Annotated in this window: 16 protein-coding genes; 5 read left to right on the top strand and 11 right to left on the bottom strand. The window is 35.0% G+C overall.

Annotated elements, in window-relative coordinates:
- Window positions 1–361: 361 nt before the first annotated feature.
- Complete coding sequence (rbr, locus tag FXX65_RS04740; RefSeq protein WP_147615328.1) at window positions 362–904, bottom strand: rubrerythrin; 543 nt, start codon at window positions 902–904, stop codon at window positions 362–364.
- 24 nt (window positions 905–928) lie between these two features.
- Window positions 929–1,327 carry a Fur family transcriptional regulator gene (locus tag FXX65_RS04735; RefSeq protein WP_147615327.1) on the bottom strand — a complete coding sequence of 133 codons (399 nt, stop codon included), beginning with the start codon at window positions 1,325–1,327 and terminating at the stop codon, window positions 929–931.
- Between the two features lie 324 nt (window positions 1,328–1,651).
- On the opposite strand from FXX65_RS04735, the gene FXX65_RS04730 reads away from it, so the two are divergent.
- From FXX65_RS04730 to FXX65_RS04715, 4 genes are all read left to right on the top strand, one after another.
- Window positions 1,652–3,487 (top strand): LysM peptidoglycan-binding domain-containing protein, encoded by a 1,836-nt coding sequence (locus FXX65_RS04730; RefSeq protein ID WP_187116220.1) that lies wholly within the window; start codon window positions 1,652–1,654, stop codon window positions 3,485–3,487.
- Between the two features lie 4 nt (window positions 3,488–3,491).
- On the top strand, window positions 3,492–5,702 hold the full coding sequence (locus tag FXX65_RS04725) for a flagellar assembly lytic transglycosylase (protein WP_147615325.1): 2,211 nt from the start codon (window positions 3,492–3,494) through the stop codon (window positions 5,700–5,702).
- Between the two features lie 225 nt (window positions 5,703–5,927).
- Window positions 5,928–7,646, top strand: coding sequence for a cation:proton antiporter domain-containing protein (locus FXX65_RS04720; protein ID WP_246104343.1), 1,719 nt, complete (start codon window positions 5,928–5,930; stop codon window positions 7,644–7,646).
- Window positions 7,647–7,753: 107 nt separating this feature from the next.
- The gene (locus tag FXX65_RS04715) at window positions 7,754–8,287 is read left to right on the top strand and encodes an FKBP-type peptidyl-prolyl cis-trans isomerase (protein WP_147615323.1); all 534 of its coding nucleotides are present in this window, start codon (window positions 7,754–7,756) and stop codon (window positions 8,285–8,287) included.
- 34 nt (window positions 8,288–8,321) lie between these two features.
- On the opposite strand, the gene FXX65_RS04710 is transcribed toward FXX65_RS04715, so the two are convergent.
- The 4 genes from FXX65_RS04710 to FXX65_RS04695 form a co-directional block, all read right to left on the bottom strand.
- A complete protein-coding gene (locus FXX65_RS04710) occupies window positions 8,322–8,912 on the bottom strand; it encodes a shikimate kinase (RefSeq protein WP_187116219.1) in 591 nt (196 codons plus the stop codon).
- Between the two features lie 339 nt (window positions 8,913–9,251).
- The gene (locus tag FXX65_RS04705) at window positions 9,252–10,553 is read right to left on the bottom strand and encodes a Fic family protein (RefSeq protein ID WP_147615321.1); all 1,302 of its coding nucleotides are present in this window, start codon (window positions 10,551–10,553) and stop codon (window positions 9,252–9,254) included.
- 271 nt (window positions 10,554–10,824) lie between these two features.
- Window positions 10,825–11,439 (bottom strand): 4Fe-4S binding protein, encoded by a 615-nt coding sequence (locus FXX65_RS04700; protein ID WP_147615320.1) that lies wholly within the window; start codon window positions 11,437–11,439, stop codon window positions 10,825–10,827.
- Window positions 11,436–11,636 (bottom strand): 4Fe-4S binding protein, encoded by a 201-nt coding sequence (locus FXX65_RS04695; RefSeq protein ID WP_147615319.1) that lies wholly within the window; start codon window positions 11,634–11,636, stop codon window positions 11,436–11,438. The genes FXX65_RS04700 and FXX65_RS04695 overlap by 4 nt, the downstream gene beginning before the upstream one ends.
- A 156-nt stretch (window positions 11,637–11,792) precedes the next feature.
- Between FXX65_RS04695 and FXX65_RS04690 the strand changes: the two genes are divergently transcribed.
- Window positions 11,793–12,455: a Crp/Fnr family transcriptional regulator gene (locus FXX65_RS04690; protein WP_147615318.1), complete on the top strand. Its 663-nt coding sequence runs from the start codon at window positions 11,793–11,795 to the stop codon at window positions 12,453–12,455.
- 146 nt (window positions 12,456–12,601) lie between these two features.
- Here FXX65_RS04690 and FXX65_RS04685 read toward each other — a convergent pair whose 3' ends face one another.
- From FXX65_RS04685 to FXX65_RS09700, 5 genes are all read right to left on the bottom strand, one after another.
- On the bottom strand, window positions 12,602–13,807 hold the full coding sequence (locus FXX65_RS04685) for a UDP-N-acetylglucosamine 4,6-dehydratase (RefSeq protein ID WP_147615317.1): 1,206 nt from the start codon (window positions 13,805–13,807) through the stop codon (window positions 12,602–12,604).
- A 12-nt stretch (window positions 13,808–13,819) separates the two neighbouring features.
- Entirely contained in the window at window positions 13,820–14,974 is a 1,155-nt protein-coding gene (locus FXX65_RS04680) for a LegC family aminotransferase (RefSeq protein ID WP_147615316.1), read from the bottom strand.
- A 4-nt stretch (window positions 14,975–14,978) separates the two neighbouring features.
- Window positions 14,979–15,656, bottom strand: a complete 678-nt coding sequence (locus tag FXX65_RS04675) for a sugar transferase (protein WP_147615315.1) — start codon at window positions 15,654–15,656, stop codon at window positions 14,979–14,981.
- The gene (locus FXX65_RS04670) at window positions 15,656–16,456 is read right to left on the bottom strand and encodes a hypothetical protein (protein WP_147615314.1); all 801 of its coding nucleotides are present in this window, start codon (window positions 16,454–16,456) and stop codon (window positions 15,656–15,658) included. Before FXX65_RS04670 ends, FXX65_RS04675 begins: the two co-directional genes overlap by 1 nt.
- 35 nt (window positions 16,457–16,491) lie before the next feature.
- The coding region (locus tag FXX65_RS09700; protein ID WP_222704222.1) for a hypothetical protein at window positions 16,492–16,836 on the bottom strand (345 nt) is incomplete at its 5' end.

Raw genomic sequence — 16,836 nt, 5'->3', positions numbered from 1 at the left:
ATTGGTCGTTTAAAGAAGTTTTCTCTTCCAGACCTGATTTTTAAAGTCGCTCATATCATAGCGAAAACGACAATATATAAGCAAGTTTTGAGTTTTAAACTTACAGACAAGCCTACAACAGTTTTATAAAAATTTTCTTAATACAAATAATATAGTCCGCATTTTTGCAGTATCCATAAATTGTAAAAAAAAATCGATAAAACCCCATTCTATAATGGAGAATTATCATTTTATTGAACAGAGACAAACAAAGGCAAACTTTTATACAAAAACGCGTTTAAAACAAAAAAACTGGAAACCTTATCCCATTAGATTGAGAAAAGTCCCCAGTTTGTGCTATTGCAGTGTAAGATAGCCTAGATTAGTAGTTTGTTGCTTCCACTTGGAAGAAACCCTTAGGATGCTGGCATACAGGGCAAACTTCTGGAGCCTTTTTGCCAACAACAATGTGTCCACAATTAGCACATTGCCAAATTGCATCGCCTTCCTTGCTGAACACGAGTTCTTTGTTTACGTTATCGAGCAATTTGCGATAGCGTTCTTCGTGGTGTTTTTCGATTGCGGCAACCATTTCAAAAAGTTTTGCAATTCTTGGAAAACCTTCTTCTTTTGCAGTTTTTGCAAAACCGTCGTACATATCTGTCCATTCGTAGTTTTCGCCTTCTGCAGCAGCTTTTAAATTTTCGCTTGTAGTTCCAATTTCGCCACCGTTTAAAAGTTTAAACCAGATTTTTGCATGCTCTTTTTCGTTACGAGCAGTTTCTTCAAAAATATCTGCAATCTGTTCAAAACCTTCTTTTCGAGCCTTGCTTGCAAAATAAGTGTACTTGTTTCTTGCCTGCGATTCTCCAGCAAACGCTGTCTGAAGGTTCTTTTCTGTTTGTGTACCTTTAATGTTTTCCATGACTGTTTCTCCTATGTGAAAACTTTATTTATTTTTTTGAGCTTCTTCGCAACAATGACAAAAACCTGTAAATAACAAGTTATGGTCTTGCACAAAAAAACCCTGTTTCTCCATTTCTTCAGTTACCTCTGTTATTTCTAAGTGTACATCTTTTGGAACATCGTACATTTTGCCACAACTTAGGCATTGAAAATGAAAATGTTCATCTAAACGACCATCATAGTGATCTGCTCCGTGGGGAACAACAATTTTTTGAATGAGTTTTAGCGCTGCAAGCAAATTTAAATTTCTATACACAGTTCCGCGGCTTATGTTCTTATGCTTTTGTCGCACAAGTTCGTAAATTTCGTGTGCTGTTGGATGAGAATAATTGTCTTTCATCACTTCTAAAACTGCATCCCTTTGTTTTGTATTGCGTACCATCTGTGTAATTATACGATAGAACTTTAATTTGTAAATAGTAATAAGTCCTAATAGTGATAAACTTTTTGTAATATTTTAATTCTATTTTAAGGCAAAAAAAAGCGAACCAGCTTAGCCCAGATCGTTGCGAGCTCCTGCGAGCAAGAGCTGGAATTTTTTAGCGTCTAAAACTTAAACACAGTTTTTTTGTTTACAAATATATGCGCTCCATCTTCTAAAAAAATAAAAGGGTGATGAAATCTTTTGTTTGTGCCGATATTTTTAGTGTAGATTTAAATTTGTGTCGAATTGCGTCCGATGCGATAATTTTATATGAGGGAAAATATGAATAAGATTGGAATTAAACTGGCAGATGGAACTTTTTACCCAATTCTTGAAGAAGGAACTGCAAAAACTTATCAACTTGATTTGACTACGGTAAAAGATGGGCAGACTAAAGTCCAGATTGACCTGTATCGCTCAAAGACAGACACGATGGAAGATGCAGAATATCTTGATACCCTTGAAGTTACAAATCTTGTTCCGCATTTAAACGGCGAGGCAGATTTGCATCTTTCCATTGGGCTTAACGAAGATAACGAACTTGACGCAAAAATTGTTGATGAAGAAACAGGCAAGCAGAGCGAAACGACTGTAACTTTGGTCAGCAGAACTCTGGCAGAACGCGCTGAGCCTACAAATTTTGAGCTTGTGGAAAACGAAAGCCTTGAAGGAACTGAAAACAACGACGCTTTAGATAAGAGCGAAATTGCAGAAACGGTAGAAGCTGTTCCGTTTAGTTTTGACAGCGAAATAGAAAACAGCAAAATTGAAAGCAATACGGAAAGTTCGAACGGCGAAGCGGTAATCGGCGAAAGCGAAGAAAAACTGAATAGCGGCGAAGGAACTGTAAAAAGCAAAACAATCGAAACCGCAGAAAAAGAAAGTGAAAAATCTGATATCAAAAACGACATCGATTTTACGATTGAAGATGCAGATTTCAATATTGATGATACAAATCATGATGAAAATACCGAAGAAGAGCAAATCGCCGATGAAACTGTAACAATTTCTGACGACGATTTTTTTGGAAGCGACACTTTTGATAAGGATTTGAGTGAAAATGAGTTTTCGGATTTGGGTAGCGAAACTTTTAAGACAACCGACGAAACTATCAGCGAAAAAAATGATGCTGAAAAAATAGAAAAAGACCTTTCCGAAGAATTTTCAATTCCAGATATTGACGACGAGATGTTTGACAACGACAGCTTTACGACTGATACTGCTCAAACTTCTAAAACTGCGGAAGACGAAAATCAAAACGATGACACCCCTCAAACTTCCGACGATGAAACTCTAAAAAATCTGCACGGAGAGCCTGTAGAAGAAGAGTTTTCTCTCCCGGATTTTGATACAACCGCTTTGGAAGATTCTTCAAATTCATCGACTTTAACAACAGAAGCGAGTGGACTTGCAGGTTATTTTGACGACCCTGACTTTAAGGAAGACCCTGTATTCACACAAACCAATTTAGACACTTCCAGCGATAGTGGCATAGATTTTGACACTTCTGCGTTGGATTCAACTGTAGAATCTGAGCCAGAAAATGAAAAGACAAATTCCAGCATGGATTTTTCTGATCTGTACGATAAAGAAACGCTAAATGGTCAGCTTTCATATCAGGAAGATAAAGAAGAATCTAAAACTCGCGTGCCAATGATTATCTGCATAATCTGTGCAATAATTTGCGTAATTGCAACCGTTTTGATTTTGTTCATCGTTCCTTCAAAATACAACCTTATAAAAAGTCGCAACACAAAAGAGACAAAAACAGAACAAACTATGAATATCGCTCCTGCTCAAGAAAATCCGATAGTAACGCAAGAGCCTCCAAAGGAAATTCCGCCTGTAACACAAGAAACTCCTGCTCCAAAAGCTGTTGAAGATACGATTGTTGTAGCAAAAGAAAGCGAAAAAGTTGTTCCTATTCCAGAGCCTGCTCCAAAAGTTGAAAAGAAAAAAGATATAAAATACAGAATTCGCTGGGGCGACACACTTTGGGATATTGCAGACGCATACTATAAAAATCCGTGGAGATACCCAAAGATTGCAAAATACAATAAGATAAAAAATCCGAATCTTATAATTTCTGGAACCGATATTTTGATTCCTGTTGAGTAAAATATTGAACAAATCAGTTTGTTTAAGCCACCAGATTATTTCGGTGGCTTTTTTATGTTTAATTTTCGCTTCTGCCTGCTCGCAATCAAAGGCAACCACTTTAAAAAAACAATTTAAAAACGACGATTCGTATTTTATCGCTTTAAAAGCCTTGAACAGTAAAGACGAAAAAACTGCAATTCGCCTTTTTAAAGAAAGTTCAGAAAAATCAAATCCAAAAATAGCACGCCTATCCGCAGAAAAACTTACTACCATTGGTAGCTTTTCTTCAAAATCGAAAGCGGCAGATTTTCTTGTAAAAAAATATAACGATAACGAAGCGCTTTTGCTTGCAACCAATGTTTTTTTTGAGCAGGGCGAATATTCAAAAATAATAAAACTAACCGATGCCATAAATTTTGAAACTGCAAGCGACTCTCTGATTTTAAATCGATTAGAAAGTCTGCACAAAAAAAAAGACAGCAGATTTACGAACGAATACTTTTTGTGGTTTACGCAAAAACCTTTATCTTTAGAGCACGAATCTTTCTATTCAAAATACATAAAAAATCAAGAAAAAAACGATGAAAACTCTCTTAACGCAAAAGATGAAAATCCACTGAATTTTCAAAATCAAATCATAAATTTCAGGATTTTAGTCTGGAAAAAAAACTATAAAAGTGCATTTTTGGAAAGCGAAAAAATTCTTGCGATATATAAAAATTCTTTGCACGATTTAAAAAATGATATGCAAGAAGCTAAACAAGATGGCACACAAAATGCAGTCGAAAAAAAAACAGAAAATATTTATCCCAAAAACTTAGACTATCAAATTCTTTCTGACCTTGGAAAAGCAAATCTTTACGGAAGCGAAGATTTAAAATCAAGTGCACAAAATTTTGAAACTATGGCAGCCAGTTTTTCTTTGCAAAATTTAGACGAACTTGCATATTGCGCCTACTTTTACGCAGCGCGGCTTTACGACAGAGCAGGAAGGTATCAAGAGCGAGTGGTAAAAAATTTTAATTCGGCACTGGATTGCATTGGAAGAGGAGAAAAATTTGACAATGCGCTTTGGTATCTTTTAAATATGCAGTTGAGAATGTCGACCGATGACATAATTTCAACTTTAAAAAAATACGCCAATAAAATTTCCGACAAAGCGTGGTTTGACGATTTTTTTGACAATTTTTCCGTACTGCTTTTAAGCCACGAAAAATGGCAGGACTTTTACAATGTTTGGAAGTTGATTGACGGCTATGTCTCTGAAGAAACCGCTTGCAAATACGCATATATTTCTGGCCGAATAATTGAAGAAGGTTTTGGTAAAACTGATGGAAGCCCTAAAACAAAAGAAGCGATAAACGCATATTCAAGGGTTTTAAGCGCAAAAGCAGGGCTTTACTACAAAATCTGCGTGATAGAGCGGCTCAACATTACGGACAAAACCTACGTAACAGATATTTTAAGTTCTGGCGGAAGCAAAACCGAAAAAAACGTTGATAAAGATTCGCAAAAATTGCTTACAGGTTATGCAGCGTACGGGTTCCCAGAGTTGATATACAGCCAATGGCTTTTAGATAGGAACAACATAAGCATAGAAAGTTCAATTCAAGCATGCAAATTTTTAAACCAATGTGGCAAGTTTGACAGCGATTTTTCCGTTCAAAGCCTTAGAATAGCGGCTCGCACTATAGCAATAAATTCTGGAAGAATTCCATACGAACTTCTGGAATTAAATTTTCCAAGGTTTTATTCAAATCTTGTAGAAAAAGCCTGTAAGGAAAACAATCTAAAAGAATATCTTGTTTACGCACTCATCCGAAGCGAAAGTTTTTTTGATTCAAAAGCAGGAAGTCGCGCTGGTGCAAAAGGGCTTACTCAACTTATGGAAGCAACTGCAAACGACGAAGCAAAACGGCTAAAGTTACCGAGCGATTTTGACATCTTTGATCCGGAAACAAATATTCGGCTTGGAACACATTATTACGCAAGGCTTATTGAACGAAGTGAAAATAAATCTGAACTTCTGGCCTTATTTGCATACAACGCCGGGTTAACAAATGTACGCCGATGGAAACGCCCTCAAAATTTGAGCATGGATTTGTATTTAGAAACCTTGCCTTTTCAGGAAACGCGCGAATACGGCAGAAAACTGGTGAGCGCAGCCGCAATGTATGCTTTTTTGTATTACGATATTCCGCCAGCAGAAGTGGCGCGTTCACTTTTGCGATAATGTTTTTAACAAGCCTTAATTGTCCCATCCAAATTTTCAGGCGGATTTTTTATTAAATCGTTATTTTATTGCAGTCTCTCGTCGATTTTAATAAAGCATACAACACAAATTTTTACTCTTTTTGCATAAGACTTGCTAATTCACTATAATTTTAAAATACTCTTATAGAACAAAATCGAGGCAAAACAAATGACAAATCCACTGACACAATTACTCCCCCCCCAAATGCATTTTCAAATTTTACAAGGAGGGCAGATAGTATTTCTTTTAGGACTAATGCTCTTTTTTGGCTCATTTGGTGGGCGCATATTTCAAAAATTAAAAATTCCGCAAGTTGTAGGCTATATCGTAATAGGAATAATCATAGGTGCTTCTGGTTTTAAAATCTTAGGCGACCGTCTGATAAGCGCACTCGACCCTATAAGCACAATCGCACTTTCGCTGATAGGATTTTTGGTAGGTGCCGAATTAAAAATTGATGTGATAAAAAAATATGGGAAACAATTCGTTGGAATTTTAATCGGCGAAACAACTGTTCCTTTCTTTGTAACTTTTTTTCTTGTAGGAAGTGCCACTTTTTTAATCACCAAAAATTTTGCTTATTCATTGAGCCTTGGACTTTTGCTCGGTGCGATTTGTACCGCAACCGCCCCTGCCGCAACAACAGACGTTCTTAAAGAATACAGAACAAAAGGACCGCTCACAACCACAACTTTGGGAATAGTTGCAATGGACGACGCAGTCGCACTCGTTGCCTATACAATCGCTACAGCAATCGCTTCTCCATTGCTTCGCGGAATACAAGTTCCTGTATTTGCACAACTTTGTTCAATCGCTTATGAAATTTCAGTTTCTATTGCGCTTGGACTTGCAATAGGATTTATCATCACAAAAATAATAACACCAATGATGAACGACGAAGGCAGAGTTTTGGGATTCACGCTTGGGATGATTTTTCTTTCAACAGGAATTGCAGAACTTGCAGAATTTAAAGTTGGAAATGTCGTTTTAAGCATCGACCATATTCTAGCAGCAATGAGCGCAGGGTTTTACATAACGAATTTTGCCCTTCCAAAAACAAAAAATATGTTCAAATTGATAGACAAATACACTCCGCCAATCTATGTGCTGTTTTTCGTTACAGTTGGAGCAAAACTCAATGTCTGGCAATTAAAACCTCTTTTTATTTTAACAGCACTCCTTTACGTTATTGGACGCACCCTAGGGAAGACTATAGGTTCAAGGCTTGGTGCAAGAATAACAAAAGCGCCAGACACAGTGCGAAAATATCTTCCGTATTGTCTTTTAAGTCAGGCAGGAGTTGCAATCGGTTTGAGTACCGCAGCAGGAAAAGATTTTGCAAGCACGATTGGTGGCGAAATTATGCTGATAATCACTGCGACAACATTCATAGTGCAGATTTTAGGACCAATCTGTGTTCGCTACGGAGTTTCAAAAGCAGGCGAAGTTGGACTGGATTTTAATATTGAAGACTTGATGCAAAAAGCTTTAGTAAAAGATGTTGAATGTGAAGGCAAAAAAATCTGTTCAAAATCAAACTACGCAGTTGTAGATGAAACAGACACAGTAGGAAACATAATCAATTCATTCAGCAAGCATAAAAATATGAACTATGCAGTGCGTGGACAGGACGGAAAAATTGCAGGCCAGATAAGCCTTGAGCACTTAAAAGAAGCGATGCAGATTGGCGAAATGGGGACTTATATGCTTTCTATGGATATAATGGATAAATATAATTTGGTTTGCACGCCAGAAACTTCACTTCCAGATGCGTATAAACTTTTTGATGATTACGACACAGAAGCAATCTGCATAGTAAACGAAAATAACGAACCATTAGGAATATTAGAAAAATATACAGTAGATCATTATTTGCATACAAAAGTTGTAGAACTTGAACACAAACTTGCAAAAATGGCTTAATTTTAATGCAAAATGAAAAGAAATTTACGTTCTAAATCCTTTCTTCTTTTGTACAAACTGCAGGACTTTTATATAATTTTCTAAAAATTTTATCGTAAGGAATAAATATGAAAATCGGAAAAAATAAAATGGTAAAAATCCATTACACTTTAAAAGACGACGAAGGAAAAGTGATAGATTCTTCAATCGGCAAAGAAGCGCTCGAATATCTGCACGGAGAGGGAATGCTGATTCCTGGAATGGAAAGAGAACTTGAAAACAAAGAAAAAGGTGCAAAGTTTAATGCTGTAATTGAACCAAAAGATGGATATGGCGAATACAAACCTGAGTATGTTGTAGAAGTTCCACGCGATAGATTCGATGCGAATGCACAAATCGAAGTAGGACAAAAGTTTCAGGCAGAAACGCCTAGTGGCAATATGCTCGTAACAGTTACAAAAGTTACGCCAGAAAATATCACAATCGATTCAAACCACGAGCTTGCAGGAAAAAGGCTCCACTTTGAAGTAGAAGTAGTAGACATACGCGATGCAACTTCAGAAGAATTATCTCCATATCAATACAACGAAAGTTGTGGTTGCAGCGGTGGTTGCGGAAGCTGCGGCGGCGGATGTGGTGGTTGTGGCGGTGGCTGCGAATAATACTCGCGGCAAATGATAATTCAAATAAAAACGATTAAGAAATTTTTTTTAAGGCAGAAATAATCAAATCTCGGTTTTCAGTTTTAGAGCCTGATGAAAGGTTAATCTTCACATCGCAGACAGACTCATAAAGTTTTTGCCTTTCAACAAAAAAATTGTGAAAAATTGCCCTCACATCTTCTAAGGTTTGAGGGTTTTCTTTTGCAATGTAAGCCGGCAAGTTAGAAAGCGAACCGTCTGGATTTTTTTTAACTTCCCTTGTAATCCTCGAGCAAGCGATTTTTTCTTCCGCATTTAAAAAAACTAAAATTCCAAAACTTTTTAAAATTTCCAGAGCAGCATTGTTGTTGCAGATTCCGCCACCAGTAGCAATCACGCAGGAAAAATCACTATTATTAGCCAAAGTTTTTTCAATATCTTTAAGAGCAAGACAGGCATCTTTTTCAGCCTCCAAAAAAGTGTCCTTACCCCTGTAAGAATAAATTTCGCGCGCAGACATACCAGTTTTCTCAAAAATCACATCATCGGAATCAAACCACGGAACAGAAAAAAAATTAGCAACGAGCCTAGCCTGCGTAGATTTGCCACAGTGCTTAACGCCCATCAAAATAATTGCCTTAGACATAAGCAAATTATAACAGAAACGAAACATTTAAATCTTGTCAAAAATTATATTAAAGATTTTTTTTAAGGGCGTATGGCACAAAGATTTTGTGCCACCGGGCTATCCGCACTTCGCCGTCTTACGCGGCTCATCCCTCGCTACGCTCGGGACTGCGGTGCTCCTATCCCTTACGCTGTAAGCTCGCAGGCGGGATGCGGGGCTACAAGTGAACCCTCACGCATCGTCGCACAAGGATGTGCGACCTACAACAAGTATAGACAGTTTTGCAAAAACTGTCAGTCAACTAAAAACACGGATGTTTTTAGTTGGCAACAATAACAAAATAGGGGAAATTTTCCTCTATTTTCCCTTAATTTTTTCTAGTTTAGAATCAAAACTTTTAGCCTTTGAATATCCTTTGAGTCTTTTATTCAAAAGAATAATTTCCATAAGTCCAATTTTTACAAGTCCCTCTAAATCTGCCCTTATAGTTTTTGTCGATACATTAAATCTTAATGCGAGTTCTTTTGTTATAAAAAATGAATCAGGTTTTTCTTGGCATAATCTTATAATTTGAATTTGCCTTTCATTTAGACCAGAGATTTTATATTCAAGCAAAGCATTCTGTTCCTGAGATTTTCTTTGCAGATATATTTTTAGTTCTTCGTATGCTCGAGTTAAAACTTTTAAATTATATGTAATAAAATAACCTAAATCATAATCATCATATTCTGTATACAAAAAAGATTTTTCATATTGAACTTTACTCTTATATATAATTCTCGAAATTGAAAGATATTCTGTTAGCCAATAATTTTTTTTTAGCATATACCAGTAAAAAAGCGAGCGAGCAGTTCTCCCATTTCCGTCAACAAAAGGATGTAAATAGGAAATCATAAAATGTATGATAATCGCTTTTATTATAGGATGAATAAAATTTTTAGTTTCAAAATTTATAAAATCACAAAGTTCTTGAACAGTTGAATAAATCAGAGTGTGAGAAGGTGGGGTATGGGCAACTTCGCCAGTAATTCCGTTTACAACAAGGATATTGTCATCTGTTCTAAATCGACCTTCATCATTTGAATCCCCTAGAGTTTTTTCAGTTATCTGTCTGTGAATGTCGAGCAAAAGTTCAGGAGAAAACTCATCCTCTTTATGTTCAGAAAGGTATCGAATCGTGTTGTAATTATTTAAAATCATCTGTTGGCTCTTATCTTTGGGCTTTGCCTGCTTTCTGAGCATTTGCTTGGCAACTTTTCTTGTTGTTGCAGCGCCTTCCATCTGGCTTGAAGCAATCGCTTCTTCCATAATTGAATTTAAAAGATAGTATTGTTTATTTTTATCGGAAATAAGATTTGATGAACTTAAACTGCCTCCAAAATTCATATCAAAATTATGGAGGCTTTTTTGCATCCTGTTTGTTTCATGATAAAAAAAATTGCACGATGAAAATTTAAAGTTTTTGCTGCCAATTATTCTCGACTGCTTTACAGCATACCAGAAATCCTCTGCATTCAATTTTTGCGGAATACGGTATTTTACTGCATCCCAATAGAAATACTCATCATTTATCTTATTGATTTCAGAAAGATATTCTGGATTCATAAGAATTTCTAAAACAGATTCGGATATTTTATTTTGAGGTGCCTTTTCTAACATATAACAAAAATAGCACACAAACTTGTTAAGAACAATAAAACAGAGGAAATTTTCCTCTATTTTCCCTTAATTCCCTCTGTTTTTATAGAGGTTCCTTACGCTGTAAGCTCGCAGGGGGGATGCAGAGCTACAAGTGAACCCTTCCGCATTAGAGATTGTAGGGGTGAGCGCAAGCGAAAACAAACGCTTTAGCGTTTGGTCGGAGGCGAAAGCCGTAGCCCCGCAAAGCTCGGCGACACAACACAAGTTGTGGCGAATGCCCTTATAAAACTTATGCCCCAGATTCTTCGCACATCAATTCTTCTTTTAATAACGCGTCTTTGGCTTTTAATTTGCAGATTCCCTGTGTCATTGTTCCCATCGGGCAGAATGCACACCACGTTCTTGGTTTGTACAAAGACATAACGATTAACCCTATTAAAGTTGAGGTGAGCATTAAGCTGTAAAATCCAAAACTAAACTGCGCTATCCACGGCGGCACCGTTCCTGCTGTGTATGTCCAGCCCCACGGAACCTTAAAAGTCCAGAAAAGTTTTATCACTTCTTTTAATCCCCTTGCTCCAGAAGCTACTAAATACGTCTGAAAAAGCATATTTAGGAACATCGTCATAAAAAAAGCCAAAAATCCGTATCTAAAAATTTTTGAACGCATCCATTTTGGCGTTGCTTTGTTGCGGGAGAATTTTAATTTTGTACCCAAAAGATTTAAAAGTTGTCCGCGACCACAAAAATTATTGCAAAAATATTTATCGCCTTTAAAAATTGCAATCAACAAAGGAAGCATAAAATCTATAAGTCCAAGCCACGCAAAAAGAATGTTAAAAAATCCAAGCGAAAAATAAAGGATTGACCAGAGCCAAAAATAATCGTACCACCTGCTTTTCATGCCAGTTCCCTCTCTTTTAATTCGATTGCACTCGCAGGGCATACTTTAGAACATTTTCCACAGCCTAAACAGGCATTTTCTTCAACCTTTGCGAATACACCTTTTATAACTTTTATCACTTGTTTGGGGCAAACTTTTGTACACGCTCCGCAAGCAACACAGTCTTTGGGATTCACTCTTGCATATTTTTTCGCCATAATTTGTACCTCATAATAAAAATATGCGATGATGGAAAAAAGATATGTAACTATGTCACATTTTTGCTTATTATCAAGTTATATAAAAATGCTTATCACCTGCTGTTAAAAAACTTTTTCGATTAAAAAAATGCAAATTCAAAGTGGAGAAATTTTATGCAAAATATTCAAGAAATAACAAAAGAACTTCCGTTTTGGAACAGCCTTTCGGATTCTCAAAAAATATTTTTAAACCAAAACGCGTATTTAAAATCTTTTCCACGCGGAAAAATCCTATCTGGCACAGAAAAAGCCTGCTTAGGTCTTTTTTACGTTGTGTCTGGGAAAATAAGGGTTTATGCAATTTCGGAAGACGGCAAAGAAATAACTCTTTTTAATATTGAAAAAGCCGAAACTTGCGTGCTTTCATCATCTTGCGTAATAGAACAGGTTGAATTTGACGCACAGATGGTTGCAGATGAAGATTGCAAACTTTTAATCTTTGGAGCAAGTGGCATTGGAAAACTTTCAAATGAAAATCTAAATGTAAAATGTTTTGTTTACGAAATTTTGATAAAAAGATTTTCGCAAGTGATGGAAATAATACAACGAACATTCTTTGACAGCATAGAAAAAAGACTCAAAGAATTTTTATTGCAGGAAAGAAGGCGTGCAGGCTCCAACACGATAAAAATCACACAAACAAAAATTGCAGAAAATATAAATAGCGCAAGGGAAGTCGTGGCAAGAACAATGAAAAAATTTGAACAAGAGGGACTTGTTGAAACAAAAAGAGGAATTATTATTTTAAAAGATTTAGAAAATGTGAAAAAAAGTTAGGCTTTGTTAAAAAAATTAGTTAAGATATCTTTTACAAAGCTGTAACGTCTTGCATAAGTATTATCTGTTTTTATTAAGGTAAAAAAATTCTTATTAATTATAAGCAACCGTCAAGGAGTCAAAAAAATAGGAGTTCTGTCTTATATTTACATTCTACCATCAAGAAATTTTCCAGTTTCTTTATGATTAAAATTAGGAATCATCTCATTGAATAGATCGATTAATTCACCCCGATTCCACTCGCCTTTTTTCTTCATTTTTGTAATCGCAGAAGTAAAATATTCAAGCATTTTTTCATCATAAATTAAATCATTTTGAATAACACCAAGACTTTCAAATCGATCCATTACAACTTTTTCATTTGCAGTAAAGAATTCTTCAAAATCTTTTTCACCTGTGGTATCGCTTTTAAAAAAATAAACGGGATACTTATGAATGTCTTTAAGTTCACTTACTCGAGAGCGTGCTTCATCTTCTGTTGAACACTGAATCGGCTCATAACCGAGACTTCTAAGATACTTTTCTGCAATTGAACTGAACGTTATAAGGTTTAAATCGTGGTCAAGTTTAGGGAAAAATAAATCACGATTCTCCCCAAGCAAACAACTCATCATACAAAGTTCGCCAGCTTCCTTTGGAGTAACAAAATATCGGCGAACATCATTTGGAGCGCTTATTGGCTGTCCTTTTTCAATACGGCGGTTAAAACCATACAGCAAACTTCCATCACTAAAAGCAACATTCGCAAAACGAGCAGTAGAAATTGGCATTTCCTGACTACGACGGTTCAAATAAAATTCCATAATTCGTTTTGAAGCACCCATCATATTTACAGGATTTGCTGCTTTATCTGTAGAAACACAGAAATATTTTTTTGCACCAGCATCTTTTGCCATTTTCATTGTTTGATCAGTATTAAAAATATTTGTATCGATTAAACGCATCAAAGTATAAGGGTCTTTTTCAGAACGAACATGTTTTAAGGCCGATGTATTAAAAACATAGTCATATCCACCAATTCTCTTTTTCTGAGCATTCATAAATGCTTTAAAGATTTCGCTACCACAGTCCAATGCAAATGTTGCAAACTCACCATCTCCATATCCCACAGAAGAACGAATGTCGCGTACAAGTTCAACCATATTATTTTCAGAAATATCAACAACATGAAGAACTTTTGGATTTCTATAAAAAATTTCTTTACAAATTGCAGAACCAATTGTTCCCGCCCCACCTATTACAAGGAACCGAGAATTTCGAACTATTTCTGAAATAATTTTTTCGTTATTTTTAATATCAGTTTCAAGTAAGGGTGCTGTGCGACCAATTAACGGTAAAATATTGTCTAACATAAAAACTTCCTATTACAAACTCGTTCTTACACTTGAAGGAATATTTACAACTCTATCTTCAAGCCATTCAGAATTATATAAGTCCGCCCTTTCATAATTTTCATAAGGTGGCATCTTATGCATTAAAGTCCAAATAGGCCGACATTGAACTCCGTTAGAATTTGCATATTCAAGAAATTCTTCTCTTTCATTCTTATCTTTTAAAATTATTGCATTGAGCCAATAATTTGAACAAGCATTTTTTGGTTCTTTAAAACACTCTATCCCAAGTTCTGCAAAAAAATTCTGATACAGTTTTGCAGTTTCGCGCTTGTTTTCCATTGTTTTTTCAAAATACTCGAGTTGGGCAGCACCGATTGCTCCACAAGTACCTGGCATTCTTAGGTTATAACCTGCTTCTGTATGAAAAAATTCCCATTTTGAAGGCTTTTTTGCTGTTGTAGAAATATATCTTGCACGAGTCGCAATTGCTTCATCATCTGTAATAAGCATTCCTCCTGCGCCTGTTGTTACACACTTGTTTCCGTTAAAACTTAAAATACCTGCTTTTCCAAAAGTTCCAGTCATTTTTCCTTTGAACGAAGAGCCTATTGATTCGGCAGAATCTTCAATAAGGATAAGATTGTAGTTATCACAAATTTCTTTTATCTCATCGATACGGCAAGGATGCCCAAAAGTATGCATTGGAATACATGCTGAAATAACTTTCCCAGTTTTCTTATTATGACACTTACCATCTCTCTGTTCTGTATTACTTTCAAGATATTTTTTTAGCGCATTAGGCGACATCCCCATTGTATCTATATCAACATCAATAAAAATTGGACTTGCACCACAGTGAACAATAGCTGCCGATGTTGCAGCAAAGGTTAAAGACTGGGTAATAATTTCCTCTCCAGAATTAATTCCAGCGCAAATAATCGCCATGTGTAAAGCTTCGGTTCCGTTTACCATAGCAACTGCAAATTTCGCCCCAGTTATTTTCTTGATCGACTCTTCCATGTCTGTTACAAAATGGCTTACATAAGAAACAAACTTAGTATCGATACATTCATTAAGATATTTCTTTTCATTCCCTAAAAATTGAGGACAATGAAGAAGAACCATATCTTTCATCTCTGGATAAAGCGATTTTATATAATTACAAATTTTTTCCTTATTTTCCATGATTTTAAGCTCCATATAAAATATAATTTACTAATTCTTTTGGTACAGGAGGAAGTCCTCGAAAAGATTTTTTCCATCCAGTATTTTTGGGATTCAATACGACCAACACAGTCCATATTATGCATTTAAAATAATTTCCAATATTCTTATTTTCAATATACCAACTTTCGAGTTGCCCTTTATACGGCGTTATAACTTTATCATGAAAATATTCGGGATTTTCTACAGTATGAAGAATATGCTCTTCATTCCGAAAAACAATTGACCCAATCCCTGAAAGCCCTGGAACACTTTTTGCCATTTTATCTTGAATTTCCTCGCTATAGAGCGAAAAGTGTATAGGTGCGAAAGGTCTATATCCAATTACACTCATTTGTCCCAAAAAAATATTGATAAGCTGGGGGAGTTCATTAATTTTCGTTTTTCTTAAAAAATTTCCCATCGGCAAGATTCTTGGATCTTTATCCTTTGTAATAAGCCCCCCTGCCATATTAGGACTATTTCTAAGCATTGTTGCAAATTTGAATACTTTAAAAGGCTTTTTCTCTTTGCCAATTCTCTCCTGGACATAAAAAACATCATGTTCACCAGTCAGTTTTAATCCAATAATAATCGGAATCATAAATGGGAACAAAATTATTATAGCAATACCACTAAATAAAATGTCAAAAAAACGTGTCATTATTTTTCCTTATATTTGAAAGAATCCATTTTTAATACACAATAAACATTATATAAAAATGGATTCCTTGAATTTTTTAATAAAAACATAAAAGGTTTTAGAATAGCAACAATTATTCCAATCGGAAATTTATAAACAATTCTTAACTTTGCATAGGCTTTTCTAAACCCAAAATACTTTTCTAAATATAAATTGAAATTAGTTTGATGTTTAATACTTCTTGTGCCATTTGAAACATAAAAATTTGAGTTCTCTTTTTTAATTTCATTGTACTCATTCAACATTATATCCATCAACGCTGCACTACTTCTACAATTTTCATATTCTGGATCAGTTTTTTGCATATCCATTTGAAAAGAATTCCCACATATTTGAACAATCGAAAATCCAATGATATCATCTGTTTCATTTAAGAAACATGCATAAACTAAAGAATTGGGATTTGACCATCTTTTTAAGTTCTCTTTAAAATCTTCAAACGAAAAGTGGGTTGGCCTATATTTTAAAGGATAAGCATTAAAAGATTTTTGATAACAATCAAATAATTTCTCTGTATATTCAATGGGAATTATTTTTTTTGCAAAACATTTCTTTTTATACGAAATAACATTTCTTCTATCATGCGAATTTAATTTACTTAAATCATAAGAGTCATCTTTAATTGTAAACCACCAATCAGTATTTTCTTTACAATCAAATTCTGTTATATATGAAGCAAAAAAAGTATTTCTAACAGGATTAAGACAGTTTTTTTCAATATCTTTGAACTTTAACTTAGTTTTTATAGGGATTTCTGGCATTTCGGTTATATATGAATGATTATAATATATGAATTTCATACCCCTAAGACCTCACCCAACGTTTTGTTACATAAAAAGTTTTTATTTATCAAATCTGAAATTCCAGCACAAAGTTTCTCAAACTTTTCAGAACTATATACCCAAGGATCTATATCATAATACTTACTATTTTCGTTCACTATTGAATGAAGCATAAAAACACAGATAGTATTATCTTTCATAGTTTTTATAAATTCTTCAATCATCTTAGGGTCATCCTCTTTCCTTATAACTACTGAGAAAATTTTATCTTTATTTAATGGGGAAGTATTTAAATTTTTACAATTGAACAGATAATACGCAATTTGAATTTTCAAGTATTTATATAAAACGTACAATAC

This window comes from Treponema pectinovorum (genome assembly GCF_900497595.1).
GTDB lineage: Bacteria > Spirochaetota > Spirochaetia > Treponematales > Treponemataceae > Treponema_D > Treponema_D pectinovorum.
The sequence above is the reverse complement of the archived record's forward strand: the minus strand, read 5'-3'. Positions and strand labels throughout refer to the sequence as shown.

Bases quoted from the DNA above. Each gene is read 5' to 3' on its own strand.
- FXX65_RS04675 (WP_147615315.1), bottom strand. From the start codon at position 15,656: ATGACACGTTTTTTTGACATTTTATTTAGTGGTATTGCTATAATAATT.
- rbr (WP_147615328.1), bottom strand. From the start codon at position 904: ATGGAAAACATTAAAGGTACACAAACAGAAAAGAACCTTCAGACAGCG.
- FXX65_RS04690 (WP_147615318.1), top strand. From the start codon at position 11,793: ATGCAAAATATTCAAGAAATAACAAAAGAACTTCCGTTTTGGAACAGC.
- FXX65_RS04720 (WP_246104343.1), top strand. From the start codon at position 5,928: ATGCATTTTCAAATTTTACAAGGAGGGCAGATAGTATTTCTTTTAGGA.
- FXX65_RS04715 (WP_147615323.1), top strand. From the start codon at position 7,754: ATGAAAATCGGAAAAAATAAAATGGTAAAAATCCATTACACTTTAAAA.
- FXX65_RS04670 (WP_147615314.1), bottom strand. From the start codon at position 16,456: ATGCCAGAAATCCCTATAAAAACTAAGTTAAAGTTCAAAGATATTGAA.
- FXX65_RS04680 (WP_147615316.1), bottom strand. From the start codon at position 14,974: ATGGAAAATAAGGAAAAAATTTGTAATTATATAAAATCGCTTTATCCA.
- FXX65_RS04695 (WP_147615319.1), bottom strand. From the start codon at position 11,636: ATGGCGAAAAAATATGCAAGAGTGAATCCCAAAGACTGTGTTGCTTGC.
- FXX65_RS04735 (WP_147615327.1), bottom strand. From the start codon at position 1,327: ATGGTACGCAATACAAAACAAAGGGATGCAGTTTTAGAAGTGATGAAA.
- FXX65_RS04710 (WP_187116219.1), bottom strand. From the start codon at position 8,912: ATGTCTAAGGCAATTATTTTGATGGGCGTTAAGCACTGTGGCAAATCT.
- FXX65_RS04730 (WP_187116220.1), top strand. From the start codon at position 1,652: ATGAATAAGATTGGAATTAAACTGGCAGATGGAACTTTTTACCCAATT.
- FXX65_RS04700 (WP_147615320.1), bottom strand. From the start codon at position 11,439: ATGAAAAGCAGGTGGTACGATTATTTTTGGCTCTGGTCAATCCTTTAT.
- FXX65_RS04705 (WP_147615321.1), bottom strand. From the start codon at position 10,553: ATGTTAGAAAAGGCACCTCAAAATAAAATATCCGAATCTGTTTTAGAA.
- FXX65_RS04685 (WP_147615317.1), bottom strand. From the start codon at position 13,807: ATGTTAGACAATATTTTACCGTTAATTGGTCGCACAGCACCCTTACTT.